This window comes from Pseudomonas sp. AK-TSAG1-1 (assembly GCF_056821665.1).
The window spans coordinates 1,058,524-1,074,282 of the sequence record NZ_CM165965.1 but is presented as its reverse complement, the minus strand read 5'-3'; the positions used below and the strand labels follow the sequence as shown (position 1 = coordinate 1,074,282).

The following is a 15,759-nucleotide window of genomic DNA, read 5'->3' as shown; positions in this document are numbered from 1 at the left end:
GGCAACGAAGGAGAAGCTGTATGCAAGTCAACATCAGTGGACACCAACTGGAAGTGACCGAACCGCTGCGCACCTACATCAACGAGAAACTCGAACGATTGGAGCGCCATTTCGACAAGATCACCAACGTGCAAGTCACGATGTGCGTCGAAAAGCTGAAGCAGAAAATCGAAGCCACCTTGCATATTCCCGGCAGCGAAGTGGTCGCCAACGCAGAAGATACCGACATGTACGCTGCGATCGACTCACTGACCGACAAGCTGGATCGCCAACTCAAAAAGCATAAGGAAAAGACCCAGAGCCTCCTTCAGGGCGCAACAGGTCGTTAACACCCCCAACCCATGATCCGACTTGAAAGTATCCTGACCCCCGGCCGTTCCCTGGTGAACGTGCCGGGCGGCAGTAAAAAGAAAGCCCTCGAACAGATTGCCAACCTGATCGCCCGCGAAGTGCCGGATCTGGAGATGCAGGACGTCTTCGAAGCGCTGATCGCCCGTGAGAAACTCGGCTCCACCGGTTTCGGCAACGGCATCGCCATTCCCCACTGTCGCCTCAAAGGCTGCGAAGCGCCTATCAGCGCATTGATGCACCTTGATGCCCCCATCGATTTCGATGCAATCGACGGCGCACCGGTTGACCTGCTGTTTGTTCTGCTGGTCCCGGAAGCAGCCACCGATGCTCACCTGGAATTACTGCGCCAGATCGCCAGCATGCTCGATCGCAAGGAAGTGCGCGAAAAACTGCGTAGCGCACCGAGTAACGAAGCCTTGTATCAGGTCGTCCTGAGCGAGCAGAACGGTCACTAATCATGCGTTTGATCATCGTCAGCGGCCGCTCCGGCTCGGGTAAAAGTACCGCCCTGGATGTCCTTGAGGACAACGGCTACTACTGCATCGACAACCTGCCGGCCGGCCTGTTGCCTGAATTGGCCGAGCGCGCCCTGATTCACACCGAACTGGCCCAGCCGCTGGTGGCCGTCTCGATCGATGCCCGCAACCTGCCGAGCCATCTGTCGCGCTTCCCGGAGCTGTTGGAAGAAGTCCGCAGCCGCCACATCCAGTGCGATGTGCTCTATCTGGATGCCGATGAGGAAACCCTGCTCAAGCGTTTCTCGGAAACCCGTCGGCGCCACCCACTGAGCACTGCCAATCGCTCGCTGGCCGAAGCCATCAATGACGAAACCGCCCTGCTCGGTCCGATTGCCGACCTGGCCGACCTCAAGGTCAACACCACCAACCTGAATCTGTACCAGCTGCGCGACACCATCAAGCTGCGCCTGCTGAACCAACCGGAGCCGGGCACAGCCTTTCTGGTCGAGTCGTTCGGCTTCAAGCGCGGCATGCCGGTGGATGCCGATCTGGTGTTCGACGTACGCTGCCTGCCCAACCCGTACTGGAAGCCGGAACTTCGCGCGCAATCGGGTCTCGATGCACCGGTCGCCGATTACCTGGCGGCGCAGCCCGAAGTCGAGGAGATGTTTCAGGACATCTACGGCTATCTGAATAAATGGCTACCGCGCTTCGCCGCGAGTAACCGTGCCTACGTCACCATTGCCATTGGCTGCACCGGCGGGCATCACCGCTCCGTTTACCTGACTGAACGCCTGGGTCAGGCCCTGCAGAAAACCCTGAAGAACGTCCAGGTTCGCCACCGCGACCTCACTTAAAGGATTCACACCGCGATGCCTGCTCTGGAAATCGAAATCATCAACAAACTGGGCTTGCATGCCCGCGCGTCGGCCAAGTTCGTTGGCGTGGCGGGCCAGTACCCGGATTGCACCATCAGAGTGGGTCGCACCCCTGAAACCACGGTGGATGGCAAAAGCATCATGGCGATGATGATGCTCGCCGCCGGCAAGGGCACGAAAATCTATCTGAGTACTGAAGGCCATCAGGAGCAGGAAGCGCTGGATGCACTGGTGGCGTTGATCAACAACTACTTCGACGAAGGTGGTTGATTCAGTGTGTCGAGGGAGCCTGCTCCCTCTCTCATCCTTCAGCCCAGCGCCGTATCCATCACCATCATCAGACAGAAACCGATCAGCAAGCCAAGACTGGCGAGCTTGTCGTGACCATTGCGTCGCGACTCGGGGATCACCTCATGAGTCACCACCAGCAACATCGCCCCCGCCGCCAGCGCCAGTCCCAACGGCAGTAGCAGCTCTGCCAGACTGACCAGCCACGCACACAGCAGTGCAAACACCGGCTCGACCAGACCCGACGCCGCACCGATCAAAAACGCCCTGATCCGTGACATCCCTGCGCCAGCCAGCACCAGCGCAATCACCAGACCTTCCGGCACATCCTGCAAGGCAATGCCCATGGCGAGACTGTCGGCATCCGGCATGCCACCACCAGCGGAGACACCGACTGCCATGCCCTCCGGAATGTTGTGAGCAATGATTGCGAAGACGAACAGCCAGATTCGCGGTGGAATTACCGGGTGTTCAACGGAGCCAACAAGCGTTTCCGGTGAAGCGCCGGACAACTGCAAATCCACCAGGTAAAGGCCGAACGCACCGAGCATGATGCCCAGGCAGATAAGACCACTGGCGCCCCACGGGGTCATGCCCAGGCTTTGCGCGGCGGCAATGCCCGGCACGATCAGCGAAAACGCCGTCGCGGCCAGCATCACCCCGGCGCCAAACCCCAGCAGGGTATCGCTGAGCATCTGCGGCATCCGCCGGATCACCAGTACCGGCACCGCACCGAGCGCCGTGCCGAGTGCGCAGATCGCCCCGCCTTGCAACGCCCGGGAAAGCCTCGGCTCCAGATCCAGCCATTGCAGTCCGTGAGCGACCAGCAAGGTCATGCCCGCCAACAGCAAGAGCGACCCCACCGCATAACGAAACATACGCCCACTTCCGATCGCCAGTGTTTCAGTGCCCATAGCCAGCCTTGGATTGTTTTTATAGAAGACTTAAACCAGTGCGGCTTTGTAGCGCGCAGCGACTTCAGGCCAATTGATCACGTTGTAGAACGCATTGATGTATTCCGGACGACGGTTCTGGTAACGCAGGTAGTAGGCGTGTTCCCAGACATCGAGACCGAGAATCGGCGTATTGCCGTTCATCAACGGGCTGTCCTGGTTGCCGCTGCTTTCCACGATCAGTTTTTTCTCCGGGGTCACGCTGAGCCAGGCCCAGCCACTGCCGAAACGGGTCAGCGCGGCTTTGGTGAACGCCTCTTTGAAACTGTCCAGACCACCCAGTTGTTCATCGATGGCCTTGGCCAGTGCGCCATCGGGCTTACCGCCGCCGCTTGGCACCATGACTTCCCAGAACAACGAGTGATTGGCGTGACCGCCGCCCTGATTGATCACCGCTGCACGGAGTTTTTCCGGCAATTGCTGAACGCTGGCGACCAGTTTTTCCACCGGCCACTCGGCGTATTCAGTGCCTTCTACTGCGGCGTTGAGGTTATTGATGTAAGTCTGGTGATGCTTGGTGTAGTGGATCTCCATGGTCTGCGCATCGATATGCGGTTCCAGGGCGTCATAGGCGTACGGCAAGGCGGGCAAGGTAAAAGCCATTTCAGTGGACTCCATGATGATGTGCGACTGGCGCGCGGCGTGCGTTGCCGGTATCCGGGTGCAGCAGGCGCTGGGTGCGCGGGTATTCGCCGTGTTCGCTGATGAAATTCAGCAGTTCGACATAGGTCTTGCTGCTCTGGCGCAACGCCGCTTCACGCAAGGCCGGGCGCAAGCGCTCGTCCTGCATGGTCTGCAACAGCCGTTGGTGGATCGCGCAGAGATACTCGGCGCTCTCCTCCGGCTGATTCAGGCGCAGGTGCAGGTCCGCCAGGTTGTGATGAGAGATGACACAGGCCGCCACCGCTTCGTCGGCATCGGCCCAGCGCTCGAACAACACTTGCGCCAGGGCCAGGGCTTGCAGGTAAGCCTCGCGGGCATCGATCAGTTCGCCCAGCATGAAGCAGCGATTGGCCCGTTCGATCGTGCGTTTCCAGTGCTCCATGGTGAGCCTCCAAAGCGGTTGCGGTGATTACACGCCGCCGGCGGTGAGTTTCTCGGGATTGAGCAACTCTTCCAGCTGATTGCGTGACAGGTCGGTGTGCTCCAGCGCGACGTCGATCACCGGGCGCCCCTGTTTGTAGGCCTGCTTGGCGATTTCCGCGGCTTTCTGGTAGCCGATGATCGGGTTGAGCGCGGTCACCAGAATCGGGTTGCGCGACAACGCTTCCTTGAGCCGCGACTCGTTGACCTTGAAGCTGGCGATGGCTTTATCACCGAGCAAACGACTGGAGTTGGCCAGCAATTCGATGCTGCTCAGCAGGTTCTGGGCGATGATCGGCAGCATCACGTTCAGCTCGAAGTTGCCCGACTGCCCGGCGATAGTGATCACCGAGTCATTGCCGATGACCTGCGCAGCGACCATGGCGGTGGCTTCCGGAATCACCGGATTGACCTTGCCCGGCATGATCGACGACCCCGGTTGCAGACCCTCAAGCTCGATTTCACCGAGGCCGGCGAGTGGGCCAGAGTTCATCCAGCGCAGGTCATTGGCGATTTTCATCAGCGACACGGCGGTGGCCTTGAGCTGACCGGAGACGGCGACAGCGGTGTCCTGCGAACCGATCAGCGCGAACAAGTCCTTGCCCGGGGTGAATTGCACATTGGTCAGTTGGCTCAACTGGCGGCTGAAACGTGCGGCGAATTCAGGATGCGCGTTGATTCCGGTACCGACCGCTGTGCCGCCCTGAGCCAGCGATTGCAGGCTTGGCAGCAAGTCCTGCAAGTGACCGATGTTGGCCTTGAGTTGCTGCGCCCAGCCATTGAGCACCTGGCTCATGCGCACCGGCATCGCATCCATCAGGTGCGTACGGCCGGTTTTGACGTGGTGATGCACTTGCGCGGATTTCTTTTCGATCACCTGCACCAGGTGCAGCAGCGCGGGCAGCAATTGCTCGTGCAAAGCCAGGGCAGCGCTGACGTGGATGGTGGTCGGGATGATGTCGTTGCTGCTTTGGCCGCAGTTGACGTGATCGTTGGCATTCACCGGCTCGTCGAGCAGACGGCTGGCGAGGGTGGCAATCACTTCGTTGGCGTTCATGTTGGAGCTGGTGCCGGAGCCGGTCTGGAAGATGTCCACCGGGAAGTGCTGCATGAAATCGCCTTCGAGCAGGCCCTGGGCCGCGTCGCTGATGGCTTTGCCTTGAGCGGCGCTGAGCTGATTGAGTTCGACGTTGGCCCGGGCAGCGGCGGCTTTGGCAAGGATCAGCGCGCGAATGAATTGGGTTGGCATCGGCTTGCCGCTGATCGGGAAGTTATCCACTGCGCGCTGGGTTTGCGCGCCGTAGAGAGCGTCCACCGGCACCTGCAGTTCGCCCATGCTGTCGCGCTCAATACGTGTCTTGGTCATCTGAAAATCCTTGCACCAGTTCAATAAGAGGAATCGAGGGAAGCAGTTCGCAGGTGGCGAGCTGCCAGGTGTAGCGCTGCCAACGCTGGAGCCGGCAGTTGCACAGCGACAGGCGCTCCATTTCACGCAACGGGCGCCAGGCTTGATCGAGACAGAGGCTGCGCCAGTGCCACGGCAACGCGATGTCGGTGGCCGTGTCGAGCAGCAAACGGAAGGAGGTTTCAGCGATGGTCCAGGGAGACGTTGCCGTACAGCAGGCCAGATAACGGCCTTCGGCCAGGTAGTGTTCGATCAGGCGCGGCTCGTCAGGATCCATCGCGCAACGGATCTGGCGACTCATCCAGCGCCAGCTTTCGAGGTACGGCTGCTCGTGCAAGGCAGAACTCATGATCCGGGACTCGTTCGCAGATGAGATTTATTATTAGATGATAATGAGAACCAAAACAAGCGTGGCGAGTTACGAAGAGTCCATTGTGGGAGCGAGCCGGCCCGCGAAGGCGTCGTGTCAGTACCCCCTGCGGTCGGCAGTCAAATCGCTTTCGTGAGCAGGCTCGCTCCTACCTGGTTTTGTGTGCGGCCAATAAAAAAGGCGCGCCATCCGATGGGATGGCGCGCCTTTTTGCGTAACGGAATCGGGGCTTAGCTGCCCGCGACCGTCATCCGCTCGATCAACACCGAGCCCGTACGAATGTTGCTGCGAAGCTCCAGATCATTACCGACCGCAACAATCTGCTTGAACATGTCGCGCATGTTGCCGGCGATGGTCACTTCCTGCACCGCGAACTGGATTTCGCCGTTCTCGACCCAGAAACCCGCCGCTCCGCGCGAATAGTCGCCGGTGACCATGTTCAAGCCATGGCCCATCAATTCGGTGACCAGCAGCCCACGGCCCATACGGCGCAGCAGCGCCGCCTGATCCTCATCGCCGTGCGTCACGAACAGGTTGTGCACGCCGCCAGCGTTGGCGGTACTCGGCATGCCGAGTTTGCGTCCGGAGTAGGTGCCGAGAATGTACGACACCAATTCGCCCTTCTCGACGAACGGTTTGGCGTAGGTCGCCAGGCCATCACCGTCGTAAGACGCACTGCCCATGGCGCGCATCAGGTGTGGACGTTCGTCGATGGTCAGCCACTCCGGAAACAGCTTCTGCCCCAGCGTGCCTTCCAGGAACGACGATTTGCGGTACAGACTGCCGCCAGACACCGCCGACAGGAAGCTGCCAAACAACCCGCCCGCCAGCTCTGCGGAAAACAGCACCGGCACTTCGCAGGTCGGCACAGGACGCGCGCCCAGACGGCTCGCCGCCCGTTGCGCGGCACGTTGGCCGATGCTCACCGGATCGGCCAGCAAATTGCCCTGACGGCTGACGTCGTACCAGTAATCGCGCTGCATCTGGCCGTCGGCCTCGGCGATCATTACGCAGCTGAGGCTGTGCCGGGTCGACGCATAGCCACCGATGAAACCGTGACTGTTGCCATACACACGGCAGCCCTGATGGGTGCTGAGGGTAGTGCCGTCGGCGTTCTTGATCCGCGCATCGGCGTCAAACGCGGCGGCTTCACACAGCAACGCCTTCTCGATGGCCTGCTCCGGAGTGATGTCCCATTCGTGGAACAGGTCGAAATCCTGCTGATCCCTGGCCATCAGTGCCGCATCGGCCAGGCCCGAGGCTTCATCTTCAGAGGTATGCTTGGCGATGGCCAGCGCCGCCGCGACCGTTTCGCGAATCGCATCAGGCCCGGTGGCAGACGTGCTGGCCGAGCCTTTGCGCTGACCCACGTACAGGGTGATGCCAAAGCCCTGGTCACGGTTGAACTCGACCGTCTCGACCTCACGCTGGCGTACTGACGTCGACAGCCCCTGCTCCAGCGACACCGCTACTTCGCAGGCACTGGCGCCCTGGCGCTTGGCTTCGGCGATGATCTGCTCGACCTGTTCCTGCAGTGCCGGCAATGCCTGCGGGCCGACGCTTTGAACTGCACTCATGCTCATCTCCACTCAAATTCTGCTTTCGGCTGGGGTCATCGAGCGACCGGGCCGGACAAGCGGCCCCCGACTGGTTATCATGGCGGCGTTTCTTTGCGGACTGCCACCATGGTTGATTCTTACGACGACTCCCTCGATACGGGAGAAAAAAGCAAATCTCAGGTCAAACGCGAGCTGCATGCTCTGGTTGACCTTGGCGAGCGCCTTACAACACTCAAGCCCGACTTGCAGGCAAAACTGCCATTGACCGACGCTTTGCGCCGAGCCTTGGCCGATGCGCCCAAGCACACCGCGAACATCGCGCGTAAACGGCACTTGCAGTTCATCGGCAAACTGATGCGCGATCAGGACACTGACGCGATTCTGACGTTGCTCGATCAACTCGATGCCTCCACCCGTCAGTACAACGAGCGTTTCCACAACCTCGAACGCTGGCGTGACCGCCTGATCGCCGGTGACGATGCCGTGCTGGAAAAATTCGTCGTCGAGTACCCGGACGCCGATCGCCAGCAATTGCGTTCCCTGATCCGTCAGGCTCAGCACGAGGTTGCGCAAAACAAACCTCCTGCTTCCAGCCGCAAGATCTTCAAGTACATCCGTGAGCTGGACGATACCCAACGCGGCCTGCGTTGATATTCGCCATCGGGTGGCCACATTGTGCGCCACCCGCAGCTCCATCCACTCTTATGCGCCCGTGCCACCCACGGTGATCGCATCGATCTTCAATGTTGGCTGACCGACACCCACCGGCACCGACTGTCCATCCTTGCCACATGTGCCCACACCGCTGTCCAGCGCCAGATCGTTACCAACCATCGACACCCGGCTCATCGCTTCAGGGCCGTTGCCGATCAACGTCGCGCCTTTGACCGGCGCAGTGATCTTGCCGTCCTCGATCAAGTAGGCCTCGCTGGTGGAGAACACGAACTTGCCGCTGGTGATGTCGACCTGACCACCGCCAAGGTTGGCGCAGTAGATGCCTTTCTTCACCGAAGCGATGATTTCCGCCGGATCGCTTTCGCCACCGAGCATGTAGGTGTTGGTCATGCGCGGCATCGGCAGATGCGCGTAAGACTCGCGGCGACCATTGCCGGTACGGGCCACGCCCATCAGACGCGCGTTGAGCTTGTCCTGCATGTAGCCCTTGAGTACGCCGTTTTCGATCAGCGTGGTGCACTCGGTCGGAGTGCCTTCGTCGTCGACGCTCAGCGAACCGCGACGACCACTCAGGGTGCCGTCATCGACGATGGTGCACAGCTTGGAGGCAACCATTTCGCCCATGCGCCCGCTGTAGGCGGAGCTGCCCTTGCGGTTGAAGTCGCCTTCCAGACCGTGGCCGACCGCTTCGTGCAGCAGCACGCCAGACCAGCCCGAACCCAACACCACCGGCAAGGTACCGGCCGGGGCGGGAATCGCTTCCAGGTTCACCAGCGCCTGACGCAGCGCTTCACGGGCATAGCCCATGGCGCGGTCTTCGGCGAGGAAATAACGGTAGTCGGTTCGCCCGCCGCCGCCATGCCCGCCGCGCTCGCGACGGCCATTCTGCTCGACGATCACGCTGACGTTGAAGCGCACCAGCGGGCGCACATCGGCGGCCAGGCCACCGTCGGTGGACGCAACCAGAATCCGCTCCCAGACCCCGGCCATGCTCACGCTGACCTGCTGAATACGTGGATCAAGGGCGCGGGTGGCAACGTCGATGCGCTTGAGCAGCTCGACTTTTTCGGCGCGGCTCAGCACTTCCAACGGGTTGTCCGGCGCATACAACTGCGCAACATCCTGGGTGCTGAACGCCTGCACCGTGCCGTTCTGCCCGGCACGGGAGATCGAGCGCGCGGCACGGGCCGCAGCGCCGAGGGCTTCGAGGGTGATCGCGTTACTGTAGGCGAAACCGGTTTTTTCACCAGACTGCGCACGCACGCCGACGCCCTGGTCGAGGTTGAAACTGCCTTCCTTGACGATTCCGTCTTCCAGCGACCACGACTCGGAGATCTGACCCTGGAAATACAGGTCGGCAGCATCGATGCCCGGGCCTGCCAGATCGCCGAGCACGCCTTGCAGGCTCTCGATCGTCACGCCGCCGGGCGCCAACAGGTGATCACTGACTGAGGACAACAACTCGCTCATAGGTTTACGCCTTAAATTCATGTTCTGAAGCAGGCCGCTGTGCGCCCTGCGAGAAAAACCGCCGATGACTCGTCACCGGCATTCGCGCCCTGATAGACGCTTGTTCATCACTGTCGCGTTCGGCCAACAACACCGCTTCGCCTTGATCCTGATGCGCCAGCACACGGCCCCACGGGTCGACGATCGCCGCATGACCGAAGGTTTCCCGTGGTCCCGGGTGGGTTCCGCCCTGCGCTGCCGCCAACACATAACATTGAGTCTCGATGGCGCGGGCGCGAATCAGCACGTCCCAGTGCGCCGCACCAGTCACCGCGGTGAAGGCCGACGGGGCGGTGATCAACTCGGCACCGGCAGCGCGCAACTCACTGTACAGTTCCGGGAAACGCAAGTCGTAACACACCGTCAGACCGACTCGGCCGACCGGCGTGTCCGCCACCACGACGCCGCTGCCATAAGCATAGTCATCGGATTCACGATACCGCCCGCGATTGTCCGCCACATCGACGTCAAACAGGTGCAACTTGTCATACCGCGCAACGGTTTCACCCTGATCGTTGACCAGCAGCGAACAGGCGTGGGACTTGGCATCCGGCTGCCCGAGCGGCGGCAACGGCAACGTGCCGGCCACTATCCATAACTTGAGGTCGCGGGCGGCCTGTTTCAACCATGGCAGGATCGGCCCATCGCCGAGCGCTTCGGCGCGGCCGATGTCGGCGATATCGCGACGGCCCATGGCGGCGAAGTTTTCCGGCAGTACTGCGAGCTTCGCCCCGCCGGCCGCAGCCTGCTCGAGCAGGCGTCGGGCCTGGGCCAGATTGGCCAGCACATCGCTCTGGCTGACCATTTGAATCACCGCTAAAGACATGGCGCACTCCGCAACAGGTATGCGGCCATGCTACTCCATAGGCTCGGGATGTGGCTGTTCAAAAAGGCTTGTCGAAGGTGATTTTCGGCTCTTTCCACGGGCCTTTGACGGTGTATTTGACGCTGGCGAAGCGCGCCACGCGGTCGCCGATCAGCTTGTCGATCAGGAACAACGCCCCGCCGACCGCCGGTGCGCCGACGATCAACGCGGCAATCGGCAGGTTGTTGGTCACCGGCAACGTCACCAGCAACTTGGCATCGACCTGTTCACGGACCAGATCCAGCGTGCCGTTGAGCTCAATGTTGCTCGACGGCCCGGTCAGGCGGATCGGCTCGCGGGTGTCATAGACACCGGCGTTGGCCACCAGCAGGCCCTTGACCCGGTCATAGCTCAAGCCCTTGCCAAACAGGTCGGAGAAGTCCAGACGCAGACGGCGGCCGATGGAGTTGAAGTTGAGCAGACCGAACACCCGCAGTGCCTGCGCGCCGCCCTCAACTTCGACGAACTGACCTTTATTGAGCGAGGCATCCAGCGTGCCGGAGAAACGCTTGGTCGCCAGCCATGCCGGCGAGCCTGGCCAGCGGCCATCGACGTCCATATGGAATTCTTCGCTGGTCACGCTCGGTGCGAAACCCCAGCCCTTGAGTACATCGGCGAGGTTCTTGCCACTGATCCGCCCCTTGAACCAGCTGTTGGTCGAGCCCGGCGCACCTTCCCAGCCGCCATTGCCCTGCAACAGGATGCCCTTGAGGCCCATGTCGAGGTTGTTCAAGGCGATGCCTTTGGCGGTCGGGCGGACCTTCAGCGCCCAGCCACCGACCAGATCCTGGCCCTGGTACAACTGATTGATGGTGATATCCAGCGCGGGAATCTTCGTCGGGTCGACGGAAACCAGCGGGTCGGGCGAATTCTCGTCGGCCTGCACCGTCGGATCCGGCGCCGGCAGCCGCACGTATTGCAGATTGACCGCAATCGGTGCGCCTTTGGCATCGGGAAGGCTGGCCGAGCCCTTGGCCTGCTGACTGTCGAGTGATAGATTCCACGCCCATGGCTTGCGATTGACCTGCACTGCGGCCTGATCAAGCGTGGTGCCAAATGCGGTGAGCTTGCCCACTTTGAAGTCGGCGCTGTTAAGCAGTTGCTTGGCGCTGCCCCCCGGATCGTTACCGGCGTATTTATTGACCAGATCCTGCCACGGCGCGACGTCCAGCTCCGACAACACACCGCGTATGCGCAGGCCTTTGGCGTCCGGCAGGACCGCGTCGCCGGTGCCGAGGAACAGCTCGCCCCGACCATCGGCGATATTGCTCGGCGGCGCGGCGAAGGTGAAGCTGGCCAACTGATCGTAACTGACCCAGTAGCGCCGCTCCGGGCCTTGCAAGGTCATGCGGAACACCGTGTCACGCCCCTGCTGGGCCGACATGCCGAACGGTGCCGGCAGATCCACCGCTACACCTTTCATGCTGGAACTGACCGTCAGTTGACTGTCAGTGCCGTCCAGGTTGACCTGCAACTGATAGGGAATAGTCCCTGACACCGGCAACGGCTGGGTCACACCCAGCCAGTCAGTGAGCTTTTTGACCTCGACCTGCCCGGATGCCGCGACCCGAGTCTTGAGCCTGTTCGGGCTGCCATCAGCGAAAATCTGCGCCGTCACTGGCTTGTCGAAAGCCCTGGCGGCGATATTCTGCCCGCTCAAACCCTTGGCACTGTCGAAGCGGAAATCGCCCTTGAGCTGGCTCAGTTCAAGCTTCGGCTCGGCCAGTTTCAGGCGCGCATTGGCAGTTTTGAAGTCGACGAGAATCTTCGGCAGATCGCCCTTTTCTAGCGGAATGTCGAGTTTGACCTTGCCCTGCAGATCGCCCTCGCCTTCCCATCCGGCAAAGGTTTCGCCAGTACCGATCGGCGCGGTCTGCAAAATTTTCAAGCCATCGCCCAGCCCGCCGGCAAACCCGCCATCGAGGAACAGATGCGTATGTTGCCCGGCCGGCACATGGGGAATGTTGACGAAAACATCGCTGACCCGGGTGTCGAGCAACTGGCCCTTGTCAGCGACAATGCGAACACCGCTGTCCTCGATGAACACGTCGCCGCTGACCTTGCTCACGTGCGGCCAGCCCGGCTGGAATGCCAGCTCGGCGTCATGCACCTTGAAGAACAGACTGATGCTGCGATCGACGTCTTTGGCGTTCTTGTTCAGCGAGCCCTGGTACTGGAAGAAGCCCTGGTCCACCGCGCCCTTGAGGATTGCCGTGCGCAGCCACTCGTCGAGCGCCGGGCTGAGGACTTCTGGCAGATACTTGGCGGTGTAGCGTCCGTCGCCATCGACCAGGCCGACGCGCAGATCCATGTAGTCTTCCTGGGTATGATCAAAGTGCAGGCGGATCAGGAAGTCGCCGGCAATCTTGCCTTCTTCGCCCAGCACTTTCAGGTACGGCGCGATCAGGGTGAAACCGTCTTTGTCGAGTTTCCAGGTCAACCGGGCGTTGGCCTGAATGTATTGCCATGGCTTGGCGAAGATCGGGTCCAGGTGCAGGACGAAATCCTTGCTGTCCATGCGCAACTCGCCACCGTCGAGGTTGCCGCTGAGACTGCCACTGACGTTTCGCGCCGCCGGGGCACCGTGATAGGCATCGAACCCGACCTGATCCAGATTGGCAGCGAAGCTGAATTTCGAGCCGTCGGTGGCATTGGGACGAAAATCCAGCAGCACGTTGCGCAGCCCACCCGTCACCTTCAAGTGCTCGACGACAGTGGCGAAGCCTTCCGGCAGTGGCCCCAGCGCATTGAGCAGCGGGGTGATCGGCGTCAGATCGAGGCGGTCCGCCTGCAGATGCCAGAGTTCGTCGACTTTATCGGTGACCGCCGTCTGCTTGAGCTGCACATGGGATTCCCAACGGGTCTCACCGAAGTTCATTGCCAGTGAGTCGAGGGTCACCGTCGCGCCGTCATCGTCGCGCTGGTAATAACCGTTGAGCGCCAGATTGTTGATCAGGATCGGCTTGCGTTCGGCGTAGGCGCCGGTCAGTTGTGGCGCGTTCAAACGAATGGCGGCGCTCTGCAGGGCGCCGTCATTCCAGTTCACCCAGAGCTCGCCGCCGGCCTTGATCTCGGAAAAATTCCACTGCTGGGTCAAACGCTCGGGCAACCACTTGGACCAGTCGCTTTGCGGCAGGCTGACATAACCTTCCACCGAGCTGTCCGGCAACTGCTTGGGGCGAATCCGGGTGCGCAGGCTCATGGCCACTGGCTGCCCGTCGGGCAAGGTCAAACGCGCATCGAGACGCTGACGACTGGCACCGGTTTTCAGATTGAGGCCGACGTAGGTGAAGGTCATCGGGGCCTGATCCAGCGGCTGCAAGGTCACCTGACTGTCGAGCACCGACAGCTGCTGAATCATCTGCGAGCGATTGAACAGTTGCTCGGGATCCAGCGGCTGATCGTTCTGCACCGGCAAGCCTTCCAGCGCCCAGCTGCCATCCTGCGCTTCCTTGAGGCTGATTTTCAGGCCGTTCAATTCCAGATGGGCGATACGCACTTCGCGCGCCAGCAGGCTGCCCCAGAGGTCCGGCACCGCGCGTACCCGGTCCAGACGCAAGGCATTCGTGCCATCGCCGACCATCACGTCATGGGCCAGCAGGATCGGCGCAAATCCGTTCCAGTTACCTTCCAGCTCGCCGATGCGCAGCGGCATGCCGAGGGCCGCACTGGCCTTGTCTTCGATGTCGGTGCGGTACTCCGCCACCAGCGGCGTCAGTTCCCGACCGAGGCTGACGTACAACGCCATCAACACCAGAACCAACGCGCACAGGCCCAGCCCCCAGCGGGTGAGTGCGGCCAAAATGCGTGTCAGACGCTCCATGTCAGTTGGCTCCCATGGCGAAAAAACTGCGAAAAGCTGAGGCCAGCCGTTGTGGATTAAATGTGCCGCAGGGGATCAGAGCAGCACCACATCATATTGTTCCTGGGAATACATGGTTTCGACCTGAAAGCGTATGGTGCGCCCGATGAATCCTTCAAGCTCGGCGACGTTACCGGATTCTTCATCGAGCAGTCGATCCACCACTTTCTGGTTCGCCAGGACGCGATAGCCCTCGGCCTGATAGGCGCGGGCTTCACGCAGAATCTCGCGGAAGATCTCGTAACAGATGGTTTCCGGGGTCTTCAGCTTGCCGCGCCCCTGGCAACTGCTGCATGGCTCGCACAACACTTGCTCCAGACTTTCGCGGGTGCGCTTTCGGGTCATCTGCACCAGGCCCAACTCGGTGATGCCGATGATGTTGGTCTTGGCGTGATCGCGCTCCAGCTGTTTTTCCAGGGTACGCAGCACCTGGCGCTGGTGCTCTTCATCTTCCATGTCGATGAAGTCGATGATGATGATCCCGCCCAGATTGCGCAGGCGCATCTGCCGGGCAATCGCGGTGGCGGCTTCGAGGTTGGTCTTGAAAATGGTTTCTTCGAGGTTGCGATGACCGACGAACGCCCCGGTGTTGACGTCGATGGTGGTCATGGCTTCTGCCGGATCGACCACCAGATAACCGCCGGACTTGAGCGGTACTTTGCGCTCAAGGGCTTTCTGGATTTCATCTTCGACGCCATACAGGTCGAAAATCGGCCGTTCGCCCGGATAATGTTCCAGACGGTCGGCGATCTCCGGCATCAGTTCGGCGACGAACTGCGTGGTTTTCTGGAAGGTTTCCCGGGAGTCGATGCGGATTTTCTCGATCTTCGGGCTGACCAGATCGCGCAGCGTGCGCAGGGCCAGGCCGAGGTCTTCATAAATCACGCTCGGCGCGCCGATGGTCTGGATCTGCGCGTTGATCTGATCCCACAGGCGCCGCAGGTAGCGAATGTCCATGAGGATTTCATCGGCCCCGGCGCCTTCGGCGGCAGTACGCAGGATGAAGCCACCGGCCTCTTTGATCCCTTCCTTGGCCACGCAATCGCTGACCACCTGCTTGAGGCGCTCGCGCTCGGCTTCGTCCTCGATCTTCAGGGAAATGCCGACGTGAGCGGTGCGCGGCATGTACACCAGATAGCGCGAAGGAATCGACAGCTGTGTAGTCAACCGCGCGCCTTTGGAACCGATCGGGTCCTTGGTGACTTGCACCACCAGGCTCTGACCTTCGTGCACCAGCGAGCTGATGCTCTCGACCGCCGGCCCTTCGCGCAGGGAAATTTCCGAAGCATGAATGAACGCCGCGCGATCCAGACCGATGTCGACGAAAGCCGCCTGCATGCCCGGCAGCACACGCACGATCTTGCCTTTATAGATGTTGCCGACGATCCCGCGTTTTTGCGTGCGCTCGACGTGGACTTCTTGCAGCACACCGTTTTCGACCACCGCCACACGCGATTCCATCGGCGTGATGTTGATCAGAATCTCTTCACTCATGGCAGGGTC

Annotated in this window: 15 protein-coding genes; 5 read left to right on the top strand and 10 right to left on the bottom strand. The window is 61.0% G+C overall.

All coding sequences use genetic code 11. From position 1 onward, the window contains the following. Positions 1-20 precede the first annotated feature (20 nt). From hpf to AC1UK9_RS04765, 4 genes are read left to right on the top strand one after another with little or no spacing between them, the layout of a single operon-like run. On the top strand, positions 21-329 hold the full coding sequence (gene hpf, locus AC1UK9_RS04780; protein ID WP_025109458.1) for a ribosome hibernation-promoting factor, HPF/YfiA family: 309 nt from the start codon (positions 21-23) through the stop codon (positions 327-329). 12 nt (positions 330-341) lie between these two features. Then, positions 342-806, top strand: coding sequence for a PTS IIA-like nitrogen regulatory protein PtsN (ptsN, locus tag AC1UK9_RS04775; RefSeq protein ID WP_025109459.1), 465 nt, complete (start codon positions 342-344; stop codon positions 804-806). Between the two features lie 2 nt (positions 807-808). Then, entirely contained in the window at positions 809-1,666 is an 858-nt protein-coding gene (gene rapZ / locus AC1UK9_RS04770) for an RNase adapter RapZ (protein ID WP_025109460.1), read from the top strand. 15 nt (positions 1,667-1,681) lie between these two features. Beyond that, positions 1,682-1,957, top strand: coding sequence for an HPr family phosphocarrier protein (locus AC1UK9_RS04765; RefSeq protein WP_008085079.1), 276 nt, complete (start codon positions 1,682-1,684; stop codon positions 1,955-1,957). Between the two features lie 38 nt (positions 1,958-1,995). On the opposite strand, the gene AC1UK9_RS04760 is transcribed toward AC1UK9_RS04765, so the two are convergent. The 6 genes from AC1UK9_RS04760 to pmbA all read right to left on the bottom strand — a co-directional run bounded on the left by AC1UK9_RS04760 (position 1,996) and on the right by pmbA (position 7,363). Continuing rightward, positions 1,996-2,889, bottom strand: coding sequence for a ZIP family metal transporter (locus tag AC1UK9_RS04760; RefSeq protein WP_482579610.1), 894 nt, complete (start codon positions 2,887-2,889; stop codon positions 1,996-1,998). 30 nt (positions 2,890-2,919) lie between these two features. Further along, positions 2,920-3,531: a superoxide dismutase gene (locus tag AC1UK9_RS04755; protein ID WP_201227969.1), complete on the bottom strand. Its 612-nt coding sequence runs from the start codon at positions 3,529-3,531 to the stop codon at positions 2,920-2,922. Between the two features lies 1 nt (position 3,532). Further along, positions 3,533-3,973, bottom strand: coding sequence for a hypothetical protein (locus tag AC1UK9_RS04750; protein ID WP_482579609.1), 441 nt, complete (start codon positions 3,971-3,973; stop codon positions 3,533-3,535). A gap of 27 nt (positions 3,974-4,000) precedes the next feature. After that, positions 4,001-5,377 carry a class II fumarate hydratase gene (locus AC1UK9_RS04745; protein WP_025109465.1) on the bottom strand — a complete coding sequence of 459 codons (1,377 nt, stop codon included), beginning with the start codon at positions 5,375-5,377 and terminating at the stop codon, positions 4,001-4,003. After that, positions 5,358-5,765, bottom strand: coding sequence for a FagA protein (locus AC1UK9_RS04740; protein ID WP_103521624.1), 408 nt, complete (start codon positions 5,763-5,765; stop codon positions 5,358-5,360). Before AC1UK9_RS04740 ends, AC1UK9_RS04745 begins: the two co-directional genes overlap by 20 nt. A 251-nt stretch (positions 5,766-6,016) precedes the next feature. Next, the gene (gene pmbA, locus AC1UK9_RS04735) at positions 6,017-7,363 is read right to left on the bottom strand and encodes a metalloprotease PmbA (RefSeq protein ID WP_025109467.1); all 1,347 of its coding nucleotides are present in this window, start codon (positions 7,361-7,363) and stop codon (positions 6,017-6,019) included. A 108-nt stretch (positions 7,364-7,471) separates the two neighbouring features. Here pmbA and yjgA point away from each other — a divergent pair, with 108 nt between their 5' ends. Then, positions 7,472-7,996 (top strand): ribosome biogenesis factor YjgA, encoded by a 525-nt coding sequence (gene yjgA / locus AC1UK9_RS04730; RefSeq protein WP_025109468.1) that lies wholly within the window; start codon positions 7,472-7,474, stop codon positions 7,994-7,996. A gap of 51 nt (positions 7,997-8,047) precedes the next feature. Here the strand turns inward: yjgA and tldD are convergent, their stop codons facing one another. From tldD to rng, 4 genes are all read right to left on the bottom strand, one after another. After that, the gene (gene tldD / locus AC1UK9_RS04725) at positions 8,048-9,490 is read right to left on the bottom strand and encodes a metalloprotease TldD (RefSeq protein WP_007961588.1); all 1,443 of its coding nucleotides are present in this window, start codon (positions 9,488-9,490) and stop codon (positions 8,048-8,050) included. Between the two features lie 4 nt (positions 9,491-9,494). Further along, complete coding sequence (locus tag AC1UK9_RS04720; protein ID WP_482579608.1) at positions 9,495-10,355, bottom strand: carbon-nitrogen hydrolase family protein; 861 nt, start codon at positions 10,353-10,355, stop codon at positions 9,495-9,497. Between the two features lie 58 nt (positions 10,356-10,413). Further along, on the bottom strand, positions 10,414-14,217 hold the full coding sequence (locus AC1UK9_RS04715; RefSeq protein WP_482579607.1) for a YhdP family protein: 3,804 nt from the start codon (positions 14,215-14,217) through the stop codon (positions 10,414-10,416). Positions 14,218-14,292: 75 nt separating this feature from the next. Next, positions 14,293-15,750 (bottom strand): ribonuclease G, encoded by a 1,458-nt coding sequence (gene rng / locus AC1UK9_RS04710; RefSeq protein ID WP_025109471.1) that lies wholly within the window; start codon positions 15,748-15,750, stop codon positions 14,293-14,295. Positions 15,751-15,759 lie beyond the last annotated feature (9 nt).